The 19220-nt window shown below is 73.0% G+C and carries 16 protein-coding genes; 8 read left to right on the forward strand and 8 right to left on the reverse strand.

Translation table 11 applies throughout. The features are described from left to right. Nucleotides 1–11: 11 nt before the first annotated feature. From Q0817_RS04055 to Q0817_RS04065, 3 genes are all read right to left on the reverse strand, one after another. Entirely contained in the window at nucleotides 12–1403 is a 1392-nt protein-coding gene (locus tag Q0817_RS04055) for an ATP-binding protein (RefSeq protein WP_298584695.1), read from the reverse strand. After that, complete coding sequence (locus Q0817_RS04060) at nucleotides 1400–2065, reverse strand: response regulator transcription factor (RefSeq protein ID WP_298584698.1); 666 nt, start codon at nucleotides 2063–2065, stop codon at nucleotides 1400–1402. Before Q0817_RS04060 ends, Q0817_RS04055 begins: the two co-directional genes overlap by 4 nt. A gap of 155 nt (nucleotides 2066–2220) precedes the next feature. Then, the gene (locus tag Q0817_RS04065; protein WP_298584701.1) at nucleotides 2221–3147 is read right to left on the reverse strand and encodes a BTAD domain-containing putative transcriptional regulator; all 927 of its coding nucleotides are present in this window, start codon (nucleotides 3145–3147) and stop codon (nucleotides 2221–2223) included. A 315-nt stretch (nucleotides 3148–3462) separates the two neighbouring features. On the opposite strand from Q0817_RS04065, the gene Q0817_RS04070 reads away from it, so the two are divergent. From Q0817_RS04070 to Q0817_RS04090, 5 genes are all read left to right on the forward strand, one after another. Then, nucleotides 3463–4011 carry a hypothetical protein gene (locus Q0817_RS04070; protein ID WP_298584703.1) on the forward strand — a complete coding sequence of 183 codons (549 nt, stop codon included), beginning with the start codon at nucleotides 3463–3465 and terminating at the stop codon, nucleotides 4009–4011. Nucleotides 4012–4144: 133 nt separating this feature from the next. Then, nucleotides 4145–5977: a multicopper oxidase family protein gene (locus tag Q0817_RS04075; RefSeq protein WP_298584706.1), complete on the forward strand. Its 1833-nt coding sequence runs from the start codon at nucleotides 4145–4147 to the stop codon at nucleotides 5975–5977. Continuing rightward, complete coding sequence (gene lepB / locus Q0817_RS04080; protein ID WP_298584710.1) at nucleotides 5974–6465, forward strand: signal peptidase I; 492 nt, start codon at nucleotides 5974–5976, stop codon at nucleotides 6463–6465. Before Q0817_RS04075 ends, lepB begins: the two co-directional genes overlap by 4 nt. 100 nt (nucleotides 6466–6565) lie before the next feature. After that, on the forward strand, nucleotides 6566–8245 hold the full coding sequence (locus Q0817_RS04085) for a heme peroxidase family protein (protein ID WP_298584713.1): 1680 nt from the start codon (nucleotides 6566–6568) through the stop codon (nucleotides 8243–8245). A 92-nt stretch (nucleotides 8246–8337) separates the two neighbouring features. Further along, a complete protein-coding gene (locus Q0817_RS04090; RefSeq protein WP_298584716.1) occupies nucleotides 8338–9069 on the forward strand; it encodes a cation diffusion facilitator family transporter in 732 nt (243 codons plus the stop codon). 132 nt (nucleotides 9070–9201) lie between these two features. Here Q0817_RS04090 and Q0817_RS04095 read toward each other — a convergent pair whose 3' ends face one another. Both Q0817_RS04095 and Q0817_RS04100 read right to left on the reverse strand, forming a co-directional pair. Next, nucleotides 9202–11154 (reverse strand): hypothetical protein, encoded by a 1953-nt coding sequence (locus Q0817_RS04095; RefSeq protein WP_298584719.1) that lies wholly within the window; start codon nucleotides 11152–11154, stop codon nucleotides 9202–9204. Nucleotides 11155–11330: 176 nt separating this feature from the next. Next, entirely contained in the window at nucleotides 11331–11906 is a 576-nt protein-coding gene (locus Q0817_RS04100; protein WP_298584722.1) for a cysteine hydrolase family protein, read from the reverse strand. A 109-nt stretch (nucleotides 11907–12015) separates the two neighbouring features. Here Q0817_RS04100 and Q0817_RS04105 point away from each other — a divergent pair, with 109 nt between their 5' ends. Further along, nucleotides 12016–12519, forward strand: coding sequence for a phosphoribosyltransferase (locus Q0817_RS04105; protein ID WP_298584725.1), 504 nt, complete (start codon nucleotides 12016–12018; stop codon nucleotides 12517–12519). Between the two features lie 59 nt (nucleotides 12520–12578). Here the strand turns inward: Q0817_RS04105 and Q0817_RS04110 are convergent, their stop codons facing one another. Next, on the reverse strand, nucleotides 12579–13106 hold the full coding sequence (locus Q0817_RS04110) for a hypothetical protein (protein ID WP_298584728.1): 528 nt from the start codon (nucleotides 13104–13106) through the stop codon (nucleotides 12579–12581). Nucleotides 13107–13359: 253 nt separating this feature from the next. On the opposite strand from Q0817_RS04110, the gene ppc reads away from it, so the two are divergent. Continuing rightward, entirely contained in the window at nucleotides 13360–16176 is a 2817-nt protein-coding gene (ppc, locus tag Q0817_RS04115; RefSeq protein WP_298584732.1) for a phosphoenolpyruvate carboxylase, read from the forward strand. Nucleotides 16177–16371: 195 nt separating this feature from the next. Here the strand turns inward: ppc and ppk2 are convergent, their stop codons facing one another. Both ppk2 and Q0817_RS04125 read right to left on the reverse strand, forming a co-directional pair. Continuing rightward, nucleotides 16372–17307: a polyphosphate kinase 2 gene (ppk2, locus tag Q0817_RS04120; RefSeq protein WP_298584735.1), complete on the reverse strand. Its 936-nt coding sequence runs from the start codon at nucleotides 17305–17307 to the stop codon at nucleotides 16372–16374. Nucleotides 17308–17371: 64 nt separating this feature from the next. After that, on the reverse strand, nucleotides 17372–17836 hold the full coding sequence (locus Q0817_RS04125; protein ID WP_298584738.1) for an OsmC family protein: 465 nt from the start codon (nucleotides 17834–17836) through the stop codon (nucleotides 17372–17374). A 185-nt stretch (nucleotides 17837–18021) separates the two neighbouring features. On the opposite strand from Q0817_RS04125, the gene Q0817_RS04130 reads away from it, so the two are divergent. Further along, the gene (locus Q0817_RS04130; RefSeq protein WP_298584741.1) at nucleotides 18022–19149 is read left to right on the forward strand and encodes an MFS transporter; all 1128 of its coding nucleotides are present in this window, start codon (nucleotides 18022–18024) and stop codon (nucleotides 19147–19149) included. Nucleotides 19150–19220: the final 71 nt, after the last annotated feature.

The following is a 19220-nucleotide window of genomic DNA, read 5'->3' on the forward strand; positions in this document are numbered from 1 at the left end:
GGGCCGGGCGCTCAGAACCGGCGCGTGACCGCGTCGTGGGGGAGGGTGACCAGCACCGTGGTCCCCACCCCGGGCCGCGAGCTGAGCTCGAGGTCGGCGCCGGCGGCGTCGGCGATGTCCCGCATGATGCGCAGGCCCAGGTGGCCCTCCGGCGAGCCGAGAGAGTCGTCGAAGCCGGTGCCGTCGTCGGTGATCGACATGACCGTGGCCCCGGGCCGGACGTCGAGCTGCAGCCGGACCGTGGACGCGTGGGCGTGCTTCGAGATGTTGGCGAATGCCTCCCGTGCCACCTTCAGGAACATCCCCTCCTGCTCGGGCGTGAGGAACACGGCCGGCCCGATCTGCACGGAGGTGTCGATCCCCCGCTGGGCCAGCGGGTCCGCCAGGCGGGCCAGAGCCTTGGGCAGCCCGAGGGTCAGCAGGTCCGGGGAGTACAGGGCGGTGGTGATCCCGCGCAGGGTCCGGAGGCTGCCCTGCAGGATCGACCGGGACCGGCCCAGGGCGCTGCGCTGCTCCGGGACGGCCGCCGTCATCTCCTGGGCCTCGAGGGAGTAGGACAGCCCGGCCAGCTCCTGGATCACGTCGTCGTGCAGATCCCGGGCCACCCGCACCCGCTCCAGCTCGGCGGCGTCCACGGCGTGCTGGAGCAGCTGCGCGCGCGCCGAGCGGTGGGCCTGGAGCCGGCGGGCGAGACCCACGGCGGGAGCCAGCTGCGCCAGCTGGAAAAGGACCAGGATCAGCAGCAGGGCCGGGGCCATGCCCAACAGCACGGAGCGCTGCTCCTCCCGCACGATCGAGTCGTCGTAGTAGGCCTCGAAGACCAGCTGCTCTCCGCCGGCGGGGACGAACCCCACGTAGACCTCGACCAGCTGCCCGGCGCCGGACTCGTGTGCGTTCTCCGCCTCCTGCTGCTGCTCCACGGTGGCGACCCCTTCGCCGCGGGCCACGAGGTCGTCGTCCCAGGAGGGCGGACCGTAGTTCTGCCCGATGAGCTCGTGCTCGTCGGAGTAGACGACCGTGCCGGAGGTGTCCCAGATCTTGATCCGGCGGATGGTCCCGTCGTTCAGCCAGGGCTGCAGCCGGACGTCCAGCTGGGCGGTGGCGGCGGCGTCGCCCGTGAGCAGCTCGTCGGTGATCAGGGGCGCGACGGCGTAGTTGGCCAGCCGCTCGGTGATGTGCAGGACGTGCTCCACGGCGTGCTCCTCGGCCACGGCCCGGACCCACCACACCGCGGGGACCGCGGCCACGAGCAGCACCACGAGTCCCGCGAGCAGGAACCTCCGCACCGCCGAGCGCACCTCGGAGCGGTCGGTCACCGGCGGCGGCGGGGTCACCGGCCAGTCGGCGAGCAGGGCGGCGCTCTCGGGTGAGGCGCGGTCCGCGCGCGCGAGCAGACGCCTCACGGCTGAGCCGTCAGCAGGCCGAGCCGGGAGGCGACCGCGACCGCCTCCAACTGGGAGTGGGCCCCCAGCTTGGCCAGGATCGTCTTCACGTAGCCGCGGCAGGTGTTCGGGGTGATCTCGAGCAGCCGGGCGTTCGCGCACACACTGTGCCCCTGGGCCATGAGGTGCAGGACCTGCAGCTCGCGCCTGGTGAGGGCCGGCGCGCCGCCGCTCGGACGGCGGCTCGGCTCCGTGGCGGCGAGCAGGGACGGGTGGACCGCCATCGTGCCGCAGCGGGCGCTGCGGACGGTCTCGAGCAGGGTTGCCAGCGAGCCGTCCTTCGGCAGGAAGGCGCAGATCCCGGTGGCCGCCGCCGCCTCCAGCACGTGCTGGGTGGGGTCCCCGGTGAGCATGACGATCCGCGTCCCGGGGCGGTCCTGCAGGATGCGGGCGGAGGCCGTCACGCCGTTGCCGCCGGAGAGGTGGTAGTCCATGACCACCACGTCGGGCCGCAGCGCCGCGCACAGGCGCACGCTGGACTCGACGTCCGAGGCCACGCCGATGCTGTGCAGGTCCGGTTCCTGGCTCAGGGCGCCGGTCAGCAGCTCGGCGAACGTGGTGTGGTCGTCGACCACGAGGATCGAGGTGCGCGCGGCGCGCCCGTCTCCGCTCTCAGTGCCCATCCCGGACCAGCCCCCCGGCAATCCCCCTACTACGTATCGGTAGTATGGCGATCGCAAATAACGAGGGGCAAGCCGGGGACTGTACCCACTTCGGGGGGTGACCAGGGAGGACGCCCTGCGGCACCGCGGGGCGTGCGCCCGCCCGGCCGGGTCGCTCACGCGGCCGCACCCACGGATCGGCCCAGGAAGGCCTGGAGCACGGAGGCCGCCTCCTGCCGGGCGAGCGGGGCGCGGGTTCCGGGCATCCAGTCCGCGTCGCCGAGCTGGCCGTGGAGCACCAGGAGGGCCGTCAGGACCTGGCCGAGATCGCCGCTCGTCTCGGCCGTGGCCCGCAGCATGCGGGCGTAGGAGTCCTGCAGCGCCGTGGACGGGGCGCAGCCCAGTTCGCGGGCCAGGGTCCGCCGGCACTGCTCGTAGGCCTGCAGGCCCTCCACTGGGCGGCCCGAGCCCTCGAGCCCCAGGATCAGCACCGTCCACGCCCGCTCCTGGAGCACGTCCTCGACGAGCGCGGCCCGCGCGTGCCGCACGGCCTCGTGGTGGAGCCGCAGCCCGAGGGCGCACTCGGCGGCCGAGACGCGGGCCTCGAGCACGAGCGCGGCGTGCACCTCGCGCTGGCGCTCCGCCCACTCGCAGCGCAGCTCGTTCTCGAGCAGCGGCGCCGATGCCCGCTCGAGCGCCTCGCACCACAGGGCGTAGGCCTCGTGCGGGCGGCTGTGGCCGGCGCGCTCCACCGCCAGCTCGAACCGGCGGAGGTCCAGGTCCACGGCCTCGGCGTCCATGACGTACCCGCCGTTGGCGGTCCGCAGCGGTCCCTTGCGGCCCGCGCCGGGCTGCAGTCCGCGGCGCAGCACGCTGACGTAGCTCTCGAGGTTCTGCAGGGCGGCGGCCGGCGGCCGGTCTCCCCACAGGAGCTCGACCAGCCGGTCCTTGGACACCGGCGTGCCCAGCTGCAGCAGCAGGATCTCCAGGATCTGCCGCTGTTTCGGGCCGCCGAGCTCCTGCGCCGTCAGCACGCGGTCCCCCCGCCGCACCTCCAGCGGTCCCAGGACGCGCACGGTCAGCCGCACGCCCGGTCCGCTCATTGCCCCACCATCACCTGTCGTTGCCACGGGTCCCCCTTCCCGAAAGTGAATTCCAGTGTGGGGTGTCTCCCCGTCGTCGGGTCAGCCCCCTGCGGGGGGTCCCGCACCCCCCAAAAATGGGGGTCCGGTGCCGGCGCCCGGATCCGGAGGAGAGCGGAGCCGGGCCCGGAGGAGAGCGGAGCCGGGCCCGGAGGAGAGCGGAGCCGGACCCGGGGACGTCACGGATGACGCCGTGTGTCCTCCCCGGTCCGCAGTCCCGGGGCGTGGCTGCCGGCCGGCAACTTTTCTTCAAGGTCGGCTCCTCATCGTGCTGGCATGACCTCTTCCGCCACGCTTCCGGCCTCCGGCGCCCCGGCTCGGGCCCGCCCCGCGGGCCGCGGCTCCCGGCTCTGGGTGCTGCCCGCCGTCTTCCTCCTCGGCCTGCTCGGGGTGCTGGGCGCCGCGGTGCTGGGCCAGGACGAGGAGCCGGGCGCCCCGCTGGGTGCGGTCGCCACCGTGCCCGGCGGCCTCGCCCGCGTCAACGGCGTCCTGCCGGAGGAGCCGGACGCCGGCGCGCCGGCCGCCGGAAGCGAGACCGCAGAGGACGGCACCCACCGCGTCCGGATCCTGCTCGAGCTCACCGCGCTCGAGCCCGGGGGCGTCGACTTCGACGCCGCCGACTGGGAGGTGGAGCGCCTCGGCGGCGAGTCCTCCCGCGCTCTGCACGCCTCCGTCCAGGAGCAGGCGCTCGCCCAGGGCGAGGCCCTGCGGACCGAGCTTCTCTTCGAGGTCCCGGACCGGGCCCTCGAGCTGACCCTCGAGGGTCCCCGCAGCGCACGCCTGTCCCTCGGGACCGACCACCACCGCGGTGGTGGTCCCCGGTGACCCCCGGCACGACCCCCAGGGTGCCAGCCGCCGCGACCTCCGCGGCACGGCCGACCGTGCCCGCCGCTGCGGAGCGCAGCGCGGGGCGCGGATCCGGCCCGTCGTCGTCCTGCCAGCTCGAAGGAGAACTCCGATGACCGTCTCGAGAAGAAAAGTCCTGCTGCTCGGCGGACTGGGTGCGCTGGGGGCCGGCGCACTCGCGGTGCCCACCCGCTCCGTGGAGGCCAAGTCCGCCAGCGAGCTCCGCGACTCGGACATGCCCCGGCCGTTCCGCACGCCCTTCGTCCAGGCGCCGGTGCTGCAGCCGCACGCCCGGTCCGTGGACCCGGCCGACGGGCGGCCAGTGCACCACTACGTGGTGACCGAGCGCGCGGCCCAGGCCCAGATCCTGCCCCGGGCCGGGCTCACCACGCCCATCCTGGGCTACAACGGGATCTTCCCCGGGCCCACGATCAGCATCGACCGGGGGACCAAGGCCGTGCTGCGGGTGCGCAACCAGTTGCCGTCCGTGCACCCCCTGGACGGGCACATCCTGTCCACCTCCACGCACCTGCACGGGTCCGCGTCCCTGCCGCAGTACGACGGCTACGCCAACGACGTCACGAACCCGGGCTTCTACAAGGACTACTACTACCCGAACTTCCAGCCGGCCCGGACCCTCTGGTACCACGACCACGGGGTGCACTACACGGCGCTCAACGCGTACTCCGGTCTCGCGGCGCAGTACCACATGCACGACCCCCTGGAGCGGGAGCTCCTGCCCCAGGGCCGCTACGACGTGGCCGTCACCGTCTCGGACGCGATGTTCGCGGAGGACGGCTCGCTCGGCTACGACGACAACAGCCACTCGGGGCTGTGGGGGGACGTCATCCTGGTCAACGGACGCCCCTGGCCCGTCATGCAGGTGCAGAAGCGCGTCTACCGGTTCCGGGTGCTCAACGCGTGCATCTCCCGGTCGCTGCGCCCCACCCTGAGCACGGGCGACCCGATCGCGATCGTCGCCACGGACGGCGGCCTGATGCCGAGCACCCAGTTCGTGAACAACTACCGGCACGCCGGGGCGGAGCGCTACGAGCTGCTCATCGACTTCCGGAAGTACCGCACCGGGCAGCGCGTCGAGCTGCGCAACCTCTCCAACGACAACAACGTGGACTACGACTACACCCACCAGATCATGGCGTTCGACGTCGTCGACGAGCCCGTGGACACCTCCGACCCCACCTGGAACCGGATCCCCGCGCAGCTGGACGGGCACAACGAGGTCATGGCGCTGACGGCGGGGCAGTCGACGCGCACCCGGCGCTTCGAGCTGGACCGAAGCAACGGGCTGTGGGTGATCAACGACGTCACCTGGCAGGAGGTCGTGGCCAGCGGCTACAAGAAGGTCGCCGCGCAGGTGGACGTCGACGCCGTGGAGATCTGGGAGTTCGAGAACAACTCCGGCGGCTGGTACCACCCGCTGCACATCCACCTCATCGACTTCCAGGTGCTCAGCCGCAACGGCCGCGCCGCATTCAACTACGAGCGCGGCCCCAAGGACGTCGTCTACGTGGGCGAGGGCGAGACCGTCCGGCTGCTCATGAAGTTCGGCCCCCACAAGGGCCGGTACATGATCCACTGCCACAACCTCTCCCACGAGGACCACGACATGATGGTCCAGTTCCGGGTGGGACTCTCCGAGGACGACCCGGACCCCTGGGACCCGATGACGGCCGCGCCGGCGCAGTGGGACGACGGCTCCGCCCCCGCTCCTTCCCCGAGCCCCTCGCCGAGCCCCTCGCCGAGCCCCTCGCCGAGCCCGTCCGGGAGCGCCACGCCCTCGCCGTCGCCGTCGCCCACCTCGAGCCCCTCGCCCACCTCGAGCCCCTCGCCCACGGCGAGCCCGGTGCCGACCCCGAGCCCGACGCCCACGCCGACCAAGCGGGGCAAGGGCAAGAGCGGCGGCGGGAAGCCGGAACGCCGGTGACCGTTCCCCGGGCCCGGCGGCGCACGACCGCCGCGGTGCTGCTGGGCACCGCGGCGGTCCTCGCCTGCCGCCTGTGGCTGGTCGAACCCCTCCTCGTCGGCTCCGACAGCATGGAGCCCACCCTGCCGGAGGGCGGGGTGGTCCTGCTGCTCAAGGCCGGGGCCCCGGAGCGGCGGGCCGCCCCGGGTTCCCTGGTGGTCTTCGCGGACCCGCAGGACGGCCGCACCACGGTGAAGCGGGTCGTGGCGGCCGGGGGCCAGACCGTGGCGATCGAGGACGCCGTGCTGGTGGTCGACGGTGAGGAGGTCCCCGAGCCCTTCGTGGATCACAGCAGGATCGACGCCACCTGGTTCGGGCCGGTCACGGTCCCGCCGGGACACCTCTTCGTGCTCGGCGACAACCGGTACCCGTCCGTGGACTCCCGCGACTACGGGGCCGTGCCCGCCTCCTCCGTCGAGGCGACGGTGCTGCTGCCCCGCACCCCCTGAGCGGCGCCCCGGACACGGTCCAAGACTTTTCCAAGACCCCGTCGATTCACTGGAGCAAACACCGTGCCCGCCGCGACGGGCCGTCCCGGAAGGACGCACCATGGAAGCCCAGCACCCCGCCGCCTGCCCCGCGGCTCCCACGACGGGCGGACCCGGCGTCTCGCGCCGCGGCATCCTCACCGGGCTGGCGGCCGGGCTCGTGGCCCTGCCCGCCGTGGATGCCACGGCGGCCCACGCCGCTCGGCGCCGGCCGGCGCCGAGCCCCGCGGCCGGCGTCCTGTCCCGCGGCACGGGGCACGGGGCGGGTGAGCTGCGCGGCTCCCAGATCGCCGTCACGGCCGGCCGGAGAACCGAGGGGCGGTTCGGCGTCATGTTCCCGAAGCTGCCGGCCTTCGCGCCCGACGACGCGCTGCTCGACGCGCTCGCGGAGCGGATGATCGACCGGACGCCGCCGCTGTCCGACGTGTCCCTGAGCAACGACGGCTTCGACAACCCCGACATGTCCGCGGGCTTCGCCTACCTCGGGCAGTTCATCGACCACGACATGACCCTGGACCGCACGCCGATGCCGGACCAGGACCAGGACCCGAAGGCCCTGGTCAACTTCGACACCCCCTTCTTCGACCTCGGCTCCGTGTACGGCAGGGGCCCTGGGGTCGATCCGCAGCTCTACGACCCGGCGGACCCGCGGCGGATGCGCATCGGGGTCACGCCCGACGGCCGCCCCGACCTGCCCCGCCACGCGGACGGGACGGCGGTGATCGGCGACCACCGCAACGACGAGAACCTGATCATCGCCCAGCTCCACCTGGCGTTCCTGCAGGCGCACAACCGGTTCGTGGACTCCGGGGAGTCCTTCGAAGAGGCGCAGCGGCTGCTGCGCTGGCACTTCCAGTGGCTGATCGTGCACGACTTCCTGCCCCACGTGGTCGGCAGGCCCCTGGTGCAGAGCATGCTGTCAGCGGGCAGGTCGGGCTCCGTGGCCGTGGACCGCCGCTTCTACAAGCCGGGCAATCCCTCCCGCCCCATGATGCCGATCGAGTACTCCGTGGGCGCCTACCGGTTCGGCCACTCCATGGTGCGGGCCGAGTACGAGATGAACGACGAGGTCACCATCCCGTTCTTCGGCTCCCCGGGCCACGACCTCCGCGGCTCCCGCCCCATCCCCTCGACGGCCCGGGCGGACTGGAACTACTTCTTCGAGATCCCCGGCATGAGCGACCCGGACGACCGCAACATGACCCGGCTCATCGACACGAAGCTCGCGCTGCCGCTGTCCGAGCTCCCGCCCACCGTGGTCAAGCACGTCGACGGGGCCATCCTCAACCTGGCCCGGCGCAACCTGCTCCGCGGCAAGCGGCTCGGGCTGCCGGCCGGACAGGATGTCGCCAGGGCGATGGGGGTCACCCCGATCCCCAACGACCGGCTGGGGCTCACCGAGCGCGGCTGGAACGGCAGGGCCCCGCTGTGGTTCTACGTGCTGAAGGAGGCCGAGCTGCTGGGCGGCCGCACCCTCGGACCGGTGGGCGGGCGGATCGTCGCCGAGGTCATCCTGGGGATCCTCGCCCTCGACCGGACCTCGTTCCTCAACGCGGACACCCCCTGGTCGCCGGCGACGACGCCCTTCGCGTGCGGCGACTTCCTGCGCCTGGCAGGGGTCGCCCCGGGCGAGTTCCCCGCGGCGGAGGACCCGGAGGACGAGCTGCCCGAGAACGGGGCGCCGGAGGGCGAGCTGCCCGAGGACGAGACGCCGGAGGACGACGTGCCCGAGGGTCTCTGACCGTCCCGCGCTCTGCATGCTCCGGGTCCTGACCGATCCGGGCCTCCCACCGGCCCCGCGCCCGGGTGCGCCGAGGCGGGTACCGTGGAGGCATGACCTCGGCATCACTCGGGGCCGCGCCCCTCACGACCGACCGGCGGGCGGTCCTGCACCGGCGGGTGCGCTGGATCGTGGCCGGCACCATCACCTACAACGTCCTCGAGGCGGTCATCGCCCTGACGGCCGGCACCGTCGCCTCCTCCGCGGCACTGATCGGCTTCGGCCTGGACTCGATCGTGGAGGTCCTCTCGGCCGCGGCGGTCGCCTGGCAGTTCGCCGCCCCCGACCCGCACCGCCGGGAGAAGGTGGCACTGCGGGTGATCGCGTTCTCCTTCTTCGGGCTGGCCGCCTTCGTCACCGTCGACGCGATCCGCACGCTGCTCGGGGCCGCCGAGCCCGAGCACTCCCCGGTGGGCATCGGCCTGGCCGCGGTGAGCCTGGTGGTCATGCCGCTGCTGTCATGGTTCGAGCGCCGCACCGGCCGGGAGCTGGGCTCGGCCTCGGCGGTGGCCGACTCCAAGCAGACCCTGATCTGCAGCTATCTCTCGGCCGTGCTGCTGGTGGGCCTGGTGCTCAACAGCACGCTGGGCTGGACCTGGGCCGATCCGCTGGCCGCCCTCGTCATCGCCGGGTTCGCCGTCAGGGAGGGCCTGGAGGCCTGGCGCGGGGACGCCTGCTGCACCCCGGTGGCCGTGCTCTTCGGTGACGACGAGGACGGCGACGAGGAGCACGGCGACGGGTGCGCCGGCGGGTGCGGCCCCGGCTGCTCCTGCTGCGCCCCCTGACCCCTGACCCCTGACCCCTGACCCCTGCGCCGGGACCGCGCCGCCCCGGACACCGTGGCACGCACAGGGGCCGGCCCGCGCTCCGAGGGGGTCGGAGCGCGGGCCGGCTGGGAGGAATGCTGCTTCAGATGCTCACCGGTTGCTGACCACCCCCCTCGCCTCTCCGCCGCGGGTGGACTGCACGAGCACGCTCGAGACGCGCCCGCCCGGTCCGGGCTTGGCCCGGTACTCCCAGTTGCCGAGCGAGTCCACCGGGGCGGAGCCGATCTTCACGGGCGTGCCCGAGGTCGTGTCGTAGATGTTCACCGACGTGGCCGGGTTCAGCAGGGTGGGCGCTCCGGGGACGAGCGCCGTCCCCATGATCCGCAGCTCCTTGCCGCTCCGGTGCCGGGAGGCCGCCGCGACGGTCACCTCGTCGTCGCTGCCGAGCGTGATCGTCGCGGGCTCGCTCTCGACCCCCGCGGCGTTGGTGACCACCAGCTGCAGGACCGGGTCCTCGTCCGGGGCGGACGGTGCCGTGGCGGCGATCGTGGTGAAGAACGGCACCATGACCTTCGGCTTGGCCACGGTCGGGTCGCTGAACCTCACCTCGGGCCCGCTCACCTGCGACCACTCGTAGGTGGCGGCGTTCGTGGACCCGCTGCCGTCCAGCTCCGTGGCCATCCCTCGGGCGACCGATCCCGGCAGAGCGGCGACGGCCGCGGTGGCCGCGGGCTGCTCGACGTCGGGGTTGTCCGGGGTCGTGCCGTCCGTGACGGGACCGGGATCCGGCTGGGGCTCGACCGGGTCCTCCCCGACCGGGGAGGCCTCCCCGCCGGTGATCACCACGGGCACGGTGGTGCTGCTCGTCCCGGAGGTGGAGACCGTGGCCTCGACCGGGGGAGCGGCCGTGGTGAACGTGCCCTTGAAGAGGTTCGCGGTGCCGGTGGCCTCGAGCGTCCCGAAGCCGGCGACCTCCGGGGCGGTCCCGGAGGAGGACGTCGCCTCGACGGTCAGCGCGGTGCCGTCGTAGGTCGCGGCGGTCGCCACCGAGACGTCGGTGACGGCGACCTCTGCGCTGCTGACGGGCTTGTCCCCGAGGTTCCGGACCGTCACGCTCGCCGGCGCGGCGCCCGTGTACGCGATCCGGGCGTAGGCCCGCTCGGAGTCGCCCTCGTCCTTCTCCATGGGCGTGGTGCTGAACACGCCGTCCTGGCCGACCACCTCGAGCTGGTCCCCGCGGCTCGTGGCGAAGACGTCGATGTGGCCTCCTCCGACGACGGCCCGGTCGGCCTGCACCCCCGTGTTGGTGGAGAGCTTGCCCATCACGGAGAACTGGTCGTTGCGGGCGGTGGCGCCGTCCGCGGTCGTCACCTCGAAGAAGTTGGTGCCGAGCGGGCTGCCCGTCACGGTGTGCTCGACGTCGGGATTGCCGAGGTAGCCCTCGGGAGCCCCGCTGTCCCACTGCAGGAACGGCCCGATGTCCCCCTTGAGCGGCGTCTGGAAGTTGCCGACGGCCGGTGAGACGTCCTCCACCAGGCGACCGCGGCCCCGCTCGTCGGTGTCGACCGTCACGGTGCCGTAGGGGTGCGTGAACGTCAGGGTGGTGTTGGGTGCGGCGTCGTCCACGTCGACGCGCTGGCGGGCGAAGACTACCTGGTCCCCGGCAATGGGATTCTCGTTGGCGAAGGCGGCCTCGAGCGCGAGGGTGAGGACCGCGTCCCCGCCGCCCGGCACGGCGACCTCGGAGCCGGCGAGCATGTAGAAGGCCTCGCCGGGGAAGTTGTCCGGGAAGGAGATGGGCTGCAGCGGGTCCGGGACGTCCCCGGGCGGGAAGGCGCACAGCGGGTTGTCGGCCTCCAGGCACAGTTCCGTGCGGACCTTGCCACTGTCCTCGTACCAGGCGGGGAAGCCGTGCTCGGTGTTCACGGGACCCACGGCGGTCAGCCCGCCCGGGTTGCGCTGGACGACCTCGGTCGCGGCGACCGACGCGCTGATGCCGCCCGCACCGAGCACGAGGGCTGCGGCCGCGGCGACCGTGCGGCGTCCTCGCGGACGCTGTGGCGGGTCCCGCAGCAGTTCGCGGGGACCGGATGAGGTGTTCATGGTGTCTCCTCGAGTAGTGACGGTGCTGATAGCGCGAATATGCAAAGTCACACTTGAGAAAACCCTGTGGCGCCGCTCTCCGGCCGCGGACCGGGGCGGAACCGGGCGGGGGGCGGCCGCGACGCGGGACGTCACGCGGGGACCGGGACCCCTCGGACGCTCACGGCCGCAACCGCTCAGCCCCGCAGCCGCGCGACGGCGTCCTCTTGGCCGAGGAGGTCCTGGCGCATCTCGTCCTCGAGGAAGGCCAGCAGCGCCTGGGACAGGTCCGTGTTCTCGGAGGCCACGGCGTCCCGGGCCACGGCGCCCCGGAAGTCGTGGGCGAACGCGTCGATCGCCGTCTGGGAGACGCAGCTGTGCGTGGAGATCCCGCACAGCACCACGTGGGTGGCGCCCAGACTGCGCAGCCGGGATGCGAGGTCGGTGTCGAAGAACGCGCTGTCCCGGGTCTTCACCAGTCCCGTTCCGCCCTCGGTGTCGAGGCCGGCCACGTACGCGGACTGCTCCGTGCCGGGGAACGCGAAGCCCTGCCCGTCGTCGTGCATGTTGACGGTCCACGTGGAGCGGTCCCGCTCGTGCTGGGTGCGGACCAGCACGATCGGGCAGCCGCCCTCGCGGGCCGCCCGGATCAGCTCGTTGACCTTCTCCGTCACGGACTCCCGCTGCTCCTCGAGCTCGGGGAAGTCGAAGTACGAGTTCTGCATGTCGATGACGAGCAGGGCCGTGCGGCCCTTCTCCGGGTGCTGGGTCATGGCGTCCTCTCCGGTGCGGGGAGCTCCCGTGGGCAACGATCCGATCAGTGAACTTACTACCATTGGGGTCCCGGCTCCACCCGTCCGGGGCTCCGGTAGCCTGAGGCGCATGGCTTATCACGCGGACGCAGTCGAGCTCGAGGGCAAGGAGATCCTCACGTGGGAGCGCTTCGGTGAAGCGACCCAGGAGCTCGCCCAGAGCGTCGTGGACAGCGGCTTCCTGCCGGACATCATCATCGCCGTGGCCCGCGGGGGGCTGCTCCCGGCGGGAGCGCTGTCCTACGCGATGGGGGTCAAGCTCTCCGACGCGATCAACGTGGAGTTCTACACGGACGTCCACCAGACCCTGCCGGACCCCGTGCTGCTCGCCCCGATGCTGGACACCGAGTCCATCGCGGGCCGGAGGCTGCTCGTCGTCGACGACGTGGCCGACTCCGGGCGGACCCTCGCCCTGGTGCTCGAGCTGCTGCGCGGGCTGGGCGCCGAAGCGCGCTCCGCCGTCATCTACGGCAAGCCCCGCTCCGTGATCCGGCCCGACTACCTGTGGAAGGCCACCGACGAGTGGATCGTCTTCCCGTGGTCGGCCGCCCCGCCGGTCACCGCCACCGCCTGACCGTCCTCGCGGCTCCGTCAGGGCGGCCCTGTCAGGGCGGCTCCAGCAGTCCGGCTCCGTCAGCGCAGCGCCGCGCGGACCCCGGGACGGCCCGCCACGATGAGCCACACGACGTTGACCGCCACCAGGACGGTGGTGCTCAGCCCCGGCAGCAGGTGCCCGCCCAGGAGGTACACGGCCAGGTCGAACACGTCGCCCAGCACGGCCAGGGAGCAGAAGACGAGGCCCAGGATCCAGCCCCACTGCAGCTGCTCGCGCAGCGGGAACCAGACGAGCGCGTAGAGCGCCACCGTCAGCAGCACGCCGAACAGCATCACGGCCGCGGCCAGCCCGCCCCCGGGGAGGCCCGGGACCCGGACCACGTCCTCCATGCCGGGCAGCGTGCTGGGTCCCGCGGCCGTCTCCACGAGGCTGTTCGCCACGCTCACCCCCAGGGAGAGCAGGGTGAGCCGCAGCAGCAGCCGCAGCTGGGCGGTCATCGGCGGCCGGGGCGGGACCATCATGGGGCCCGGCCCGCCGGGGAACTGCGGGGGCTGCCCGCCGCCCGGGCGGTACGGACCGCCGGGACCGTGCGGGTGCTGGCTCATGGTGGTGCCTCCTGGTGCGGACGAGGTGTGCTCACCGCCGAACCTACCGCTCCCGGGTCCGCCCGGCACGGGTTCTCCCGGGGTCGTCCCGCGCGGTCGTCCTGCGGGTTCGTGCTGCGGGGGCCGTGCTGGGGGCCGGGTCCGTGCGACGTGGGTCACCCGGGGTAGGCTGGCACGGTAGGCACCGACGGCGCGACCGCTCGTCGGTCGCGCGCGCAACCGTGACGACCGACCAGCCAGGAGCAGCCGCGAGATGACGACCCAGCACGACCGCACCGCCGCCCCCGCCCGCCATCCGGCCGGCGTGATCGACGCCCCGCTGCGTGCGGACGTCCGCCGCATCACGACCCTGCTGGGGGAGACCCTGGCACGCCAGCGCGGCCAGGAGCTGCTGGAGCTGGTCGAGCAGGTCCGCCGGCTCACCAAGGACGCGAAGGACGCCAAGGCCTCCGGGGCCGACGACGCCGCGGGCCAGGTCCGCGACCTGCTCGGCTCGCTGCCCCTGGACCGGGCGACGGACCTGGTGCGGGCCTTCGCCCACTACTTCCACCTGGCCAACGCCGCCGAGCAGGTGCACCGCGTGCGCGTGCTCGGCCGCCGCCCCGAGGACGAGGGGTGGCTCGCCGCGGCCGTCACCGACGTCGCCGCCGAGGCCGGTCCCGACGCCCTGCGTGAGGCGATGGGCAGCCTCGACGTCCGGCCGGTGTTCACCGCGCACCCCACCGAGGCCTCCCGGCGCTCCGTGCTGACCAAGATCCGGCACCTCTCCGACATCCTGGCCCGCGAGACCCCCGAGGGCTCCGCCGCGCGCCGCAGCCAGGACCGGCGCCTCGCCGAGCTGATCGAGCTCCTGTGGCAGACCGACGAGCTGCGCCAGAACCGCCCCACCCCGCTCGACGAGGCCCGCAACGCCCTGTACTACCTGCGGGAGGTCCTCGTCGAGACCATGCCCGTGCTGCTCGCGGACCTCGAGGACCAGCTGTCGCAGCACGACGTGCACCTGCCGGCGGGCCCCCCGCCGCTGCGCTTCGGGTCCTGGATCGGCGGGGACCGGGACGGGAACCCCAACGTCACCCCCGAGATGACCCGCCGGGTCCTGCAGCTGCAGGGCCAGGCGGCCGTGGACATCGCCCTGAGCTTCCTGGACGTGCTCGTCTCCCGGCTGTCCCCCTCCACCGCGATCGTCGACGTCGACCCCGAGCTGCGCGAGTCCGTGGAGCGGGACGTGGCCCACCTGCCCGGCCTGGACCCGCGGGTGCTGGAGCTCAACGCCCAGGAGCCCTACCGGCTCAAGCTCACCTGCATCAAGGCCAAGCTGATCAACACCCGCCGCCGGTTCGCCGAGGAGACCGCCCACGAACCGGGCCGGGACTACCGGACCACCGCCGAGCTCGTGGCCGACCTCGAGGTGGTGGCCCGCTCGCTGCGCAACAACGCGGGCGCGCTGGCCGCCGACGGCTCGCTCGCCGCGGCGACCCGCACCATCGCCGGCTTCGGCCTGGGCCTGGCCACCCTCGACGTCCGCGAGCACGCCGACGCCCACCACGAGGCCGTGGGGCAGCTGCTCGACCGGCTGGGGGAGCTCGAGCAGCCCTACGCGGACATGGACCGCGCCGCCCGCGCCGCGGTGCTCTCCGGGGAGCTCGCCGGCCGCCGGCCCCTGGCCCCGCCAGGGCTCGCCACGGGGGCCGTGCACCTGGACGGCGACGCGGACCGGACGTTCGCCGTCTTCCGGGAGATCGCCCGGGCCCAGGAGACCTACGGCGAGGAGGTCGTCGAGACCTACATCGTGTCCATGACCCGCGACGCGGACGACATCCTCGCCCCCGTGATCCTGGCCCGCGAGGCGGGGCTGGTGGACCTCACGGGCGAGCAGGACCGCGCCACCCTCGGCTTCGCCCCGCTGCTGGAGACCGTCCAGGAGCTGCGCCGCTCCGCGGAGGTCATCGACGAGCTGCTCTCCGACCCGGCCTACCGGCGCGTGGTCGCGGCGCGCGGCGACGTCCAGGAGGTCATGCTCGGCTACTCCGACTCCAACAAGGAGTCCGGGGTGATGACCAGCCGGTGGGAGATCCACCGGACGGAGCGCCGGCTGCGCGACGTCGCCGCCCGGCACGGGGTGCGGCTGCGGCTCTTCCACGGCCGCGGCGGGTCCGTGGGCCGCGGCGGCGGACCCACCCACGACGCCATCCTGGCCCAGCCCAGCGGCGTCCTGGCCGGCGAGATCAAGTTCACCGAGCAGGGCGAGGTGATCAGCGACAAGTTCTCCCTGCCCGCCCTGGCCCGCGAGAACCTGGAGCTCTCCCTGGCGGCCGTGCTCCGTGCCACCGCCCTGCACCAGGACCCGCGCTCCACGGAGGAGGAGCTGGACCGCTGGGGCGAGGTCATGGACGTGGTCAGCGACGCCGCCTTCGCCGCCTACACGGGCCTGGTCGAGGATCCCGACCTGCCGGAGTACTTCCTGTCCGCCACCCCGGTGGAGCAGCTCGGCGCGCTGAACATCGGCTCCCGCCCGGCCAAGCGCCCGTCGTCGGACAAGGGCCTCTCCGGGCTGCGGGCCATCCCGTGGGTGTTCGGCTGGACGCAGTCGCGCCAGATCGTGCCGGGCTGGTTCGGCGTGGGCTCGGGCCTGCGCGCCGCCCGCGAGGCGGGGATGGAGGTGGACCTGCGCACCATGCTGGAGCGCTGGCACTTCTTCAGCTCCGTGATCTCCAACGTGGAGATGACCGTGGCCAAGACCGATCTGGAGATCGCCGCCCACTACGTCCGGGCGCTCGTGCCCGAACGGCTCCAGCACGTGTTCGAGGTGATCCGCCGCGAGTACGAGCTCACCCTCGACGAGCTCGCCCGGCTCACCGGGCAGGCGGAGCTGCTGGACGGCAACCCCACCCTGAAGCAGACGCTCGAGGTGCGGGACCAGTACCTCGACCCCATCTCCTACCTGCAGGTCGAGCTGCTGCGCCGGATCCGGGAGCAGGACGCCGAGGGCCAGGAGGTCGACGAAGGGCTGCAGCGGGCCCTGCTCATCACCATCAACGGTGTGGCCGCCGGCCTGCGCAACACCGGCTGATCGCCGGGGCGGGGCGCCCGCCGTGCCGACCACGCGGACACGAGGAGGCACACGTGCCGGGCATCCACGTCGATCACTGGGGGACCGGCCCGCCCGTGCTGCTGGTGCACGGCAGCATCACCGGCGGGGAGGCGGCGTGGCGCCGTCCCCGCAGGAGAGGGCCGTCGACCCGGTCCGCGGCCCGGATCGAGGGGTTCAATCGCCGACGGCGTCGCGGCCGCGCCGGACGATCAGCGGATCGGCCGGGTGGACCACGGACGAGTCCTTGTCCTCGTAGTCGAACTGGTCCAGGAAGAAGCGCAGGGCGTTGATCCTCGCGCGCTTCTTGTCGTTGGACTTCACCGTGGTCCACGGGGCGTGGTCGGTGTCCGTGCGCAGGAACATCTCCTCCTTGGCCTCGGTGTAGTCCTCCCACCGGTCCAGGGAGGCGAGATCCTGCGGCGAGAGCTTCCACCGGCGCACCGGGTCGATCTGGCGGATCGCGAACCGGGTGCGCTGCTCCTGCTGGGTGACGGAGAACCAGAACTTGGTCAGGTGGATGCCCGAGTCCACGAGCATCTTCTCGAACACCGGGGCCTGGTCCATGAACCGGGCGTAGTCCTGCGGGGTGCAGAATCCCATCACGGGTTCCACGACGGCGCGGTTGTACCAGGAGCGGTCGAAGAGCACCATCTCCCCGGTGGTGGGCAGGTGGCGGATGTAGCGCTGGAAGTACCACTGTCCGGCCTCGCGGTCCGAGGGCTTGGTCAGCGCCACGACGCGGGCCGCGCGCGGGTTGAGGTACTCGGTGAAGCGCTTGATCGTCCCGCCCTTGCCGGCGGCGTCGCGGCCCTCGAAGACGATGACGTGCTGGAGGTCGTGGTCCTGGCCCCAGTACTGGAACTTCAGCAGCTCGATCTGCAGCTGGTACTTCTCGAACTCGTACTCCTCCCGGCTCATCAGCTCGTCGTAGGGGTGCTCCTCCCGCCAGGTCTCCACCGCCGAGCCCCCCGGATCGATGAGGTCCGGGTCCTCCTCGTGACCGTGGGGCACGGTGTAGCCCATCTGTGTGAGGTGGTCGATGAACTCCCGCAGGTTCTCCCGCACCGCCCACTGGTCAGCGGGCATCCACTGCCGTTTTCCGTCGGGCATCGGCCGATCCTCTCCGGTCAGGGTCTCTTGAGCGCAGTGTAGGCGTCGCCGCGCGCGCGGGCGCCTACCGGGTGTCGTCCGCGGCGCCGTCGACACCGACGCGGACGTCGTGGGCGACGGCGGTCCCGTGCTCCACGGTCCGCGAGACCGTGCAGTACTTGTCGTGGGAGAGGGTGACGAGGCGTTCGACCATGCTCGCGGCCTTGCGGCCGGCCGCGTCGTCGGGGAACGAGAGGTGGAAGGAGAGGTTCAGGTCCTCCAGGCGGTTCGCGCCGTTCTCCTCGACGATCTTCCGGCCCGTGGCCCCGACCCGGAACTCCGAGGGCTCCGCGCTGCGGGAGGTCGCGATGTCCACGTCGATGGCCGAGCACCCGGCGATGGCGGCCAGCAGCAGCTCCACGGGGGACAGCAGGCCCTCGCCACGGCCGAAGGCGATCTCGGCCCCCGCCGGGTTGCGGGCGGTGTAGTGGCCGGTGGCGGTGCGGGTCAGCTCGACGGAACGCGGTGTGGGGTCCTGGGTTTCGCTCATGGGTCCATCATGCCAATCCCGCATCGGCCGGCGGGCGGATCCCGTACATAGACTGGCGCCACCATGCCGATCATCGATGCCCGTCACCACCAGCCACCCGCAGATCCGCGAGACCACCGGGACGGACGGACGCCCGTCGGCGTCCGCCGCGACGGCGGAACCGTCCTGGCCGGCCCCGGTCACCTGTGAGCAGCCCGGTCTGGCGGGCGCCGGGGATGCCGCTGCTGCTGACGATGACCGCCCTGGGATTCTCGGGGTATGCGGCGCTGCTGCCGGTCGCACCGCTGTGGGCGGTGCGCGGCGGGGCCGACACGGTCGGCGCGGGGCTGGTGAACGGCGTGCTCATGCTCTTCACCGTGCTCACGCAGCTGTTCGTCCCCGGCGCGCTGCGCCGCTGGGGCTGGGCACCGGTCCTCGTCACGGGCATGCTCCTCCTGGGGCTGCCCGCACTGGCGCACGGGCTCAGCGACGCGCTCGGGCCGACCCTGGCGCTCTCCGCGGTGCGCGGGCTGGGCTTCGGCGTGCTCACCGTGAGCGGCAGCGCCCTGGTGGCCGAGCTGGTGGAACCACAGCACCGTGGGAAGGCGATCGGTGCCTACGGCCTGGCGATCGCGGGACCGCAAGTACTGTTCCTGTCGGCCGGGCCCTGGATCGCCGAACAGCTCGGTTTCTGGGCCGTCTTCGCCGTGGCCGCCCTGCCCGCTGCTGCTGCCCTGCCCGCAGTCGGTCTGGCCCGGATGCTGGACCACGTCCCGGCGAAACAGGGGCGGGCACCCTACCGGCGCCTCCTCCGCCCGATGGCGCTGCTGACCGGCGTCACCCTGGCCGGTGGCGCGCTGATCACCTTCATGGCGCAGATGAGCAGCAGCGCCGGCCTGACCGCCCTGGCGCTGCTGCTCATGAGCGTCATCGCCGCACTTGCGCGCTGGCGCATCGGCGCGCTGTCCGACCGGCACGGACCGTCCAGGTTCATCTGGCCGCTGGTGCTGCTGACCGCGGTGGGCATGGCCGTGCTCGCCTGGGCGGTCCGCGATCCCGAGGCGACCGCGGCCTGGGCCCTGCTGGCCGGAGCCGCGATGGTGGGCGTCAGCTACGGCGGCCTGCAGAACCTCACGCTGGTCGTGACCTTCCACGCCGTCAGCCGACCGCACTACGGCCCTGCCAGCGCGGTGTGGAACATCGGCTTCGACATCGGAACCGGTCTCGGCGCGGTCGTGGTGGGAATGGTCGCCGCGGGAACCTCGTTCAGCACCGCACTGCTGATCGCGGGAGCGATCTCGCTGCTGACCCTGCCGCTCGCGCTGCGCCGGTAGGCCCCCGAGCCCCTGTCGATCCGGTGCCGGGGCACGCACCCCGGGGGCGTCGTCCCGGGGTGCGTGCCCCG

The organism is uncultured Kocuria sp. (assembly GCF_947500125.1).
GTDB lineage: Bacteria > Actinomycetota > Actinomycetes > Actinomycetales > Micrococcaceae > Kocuria.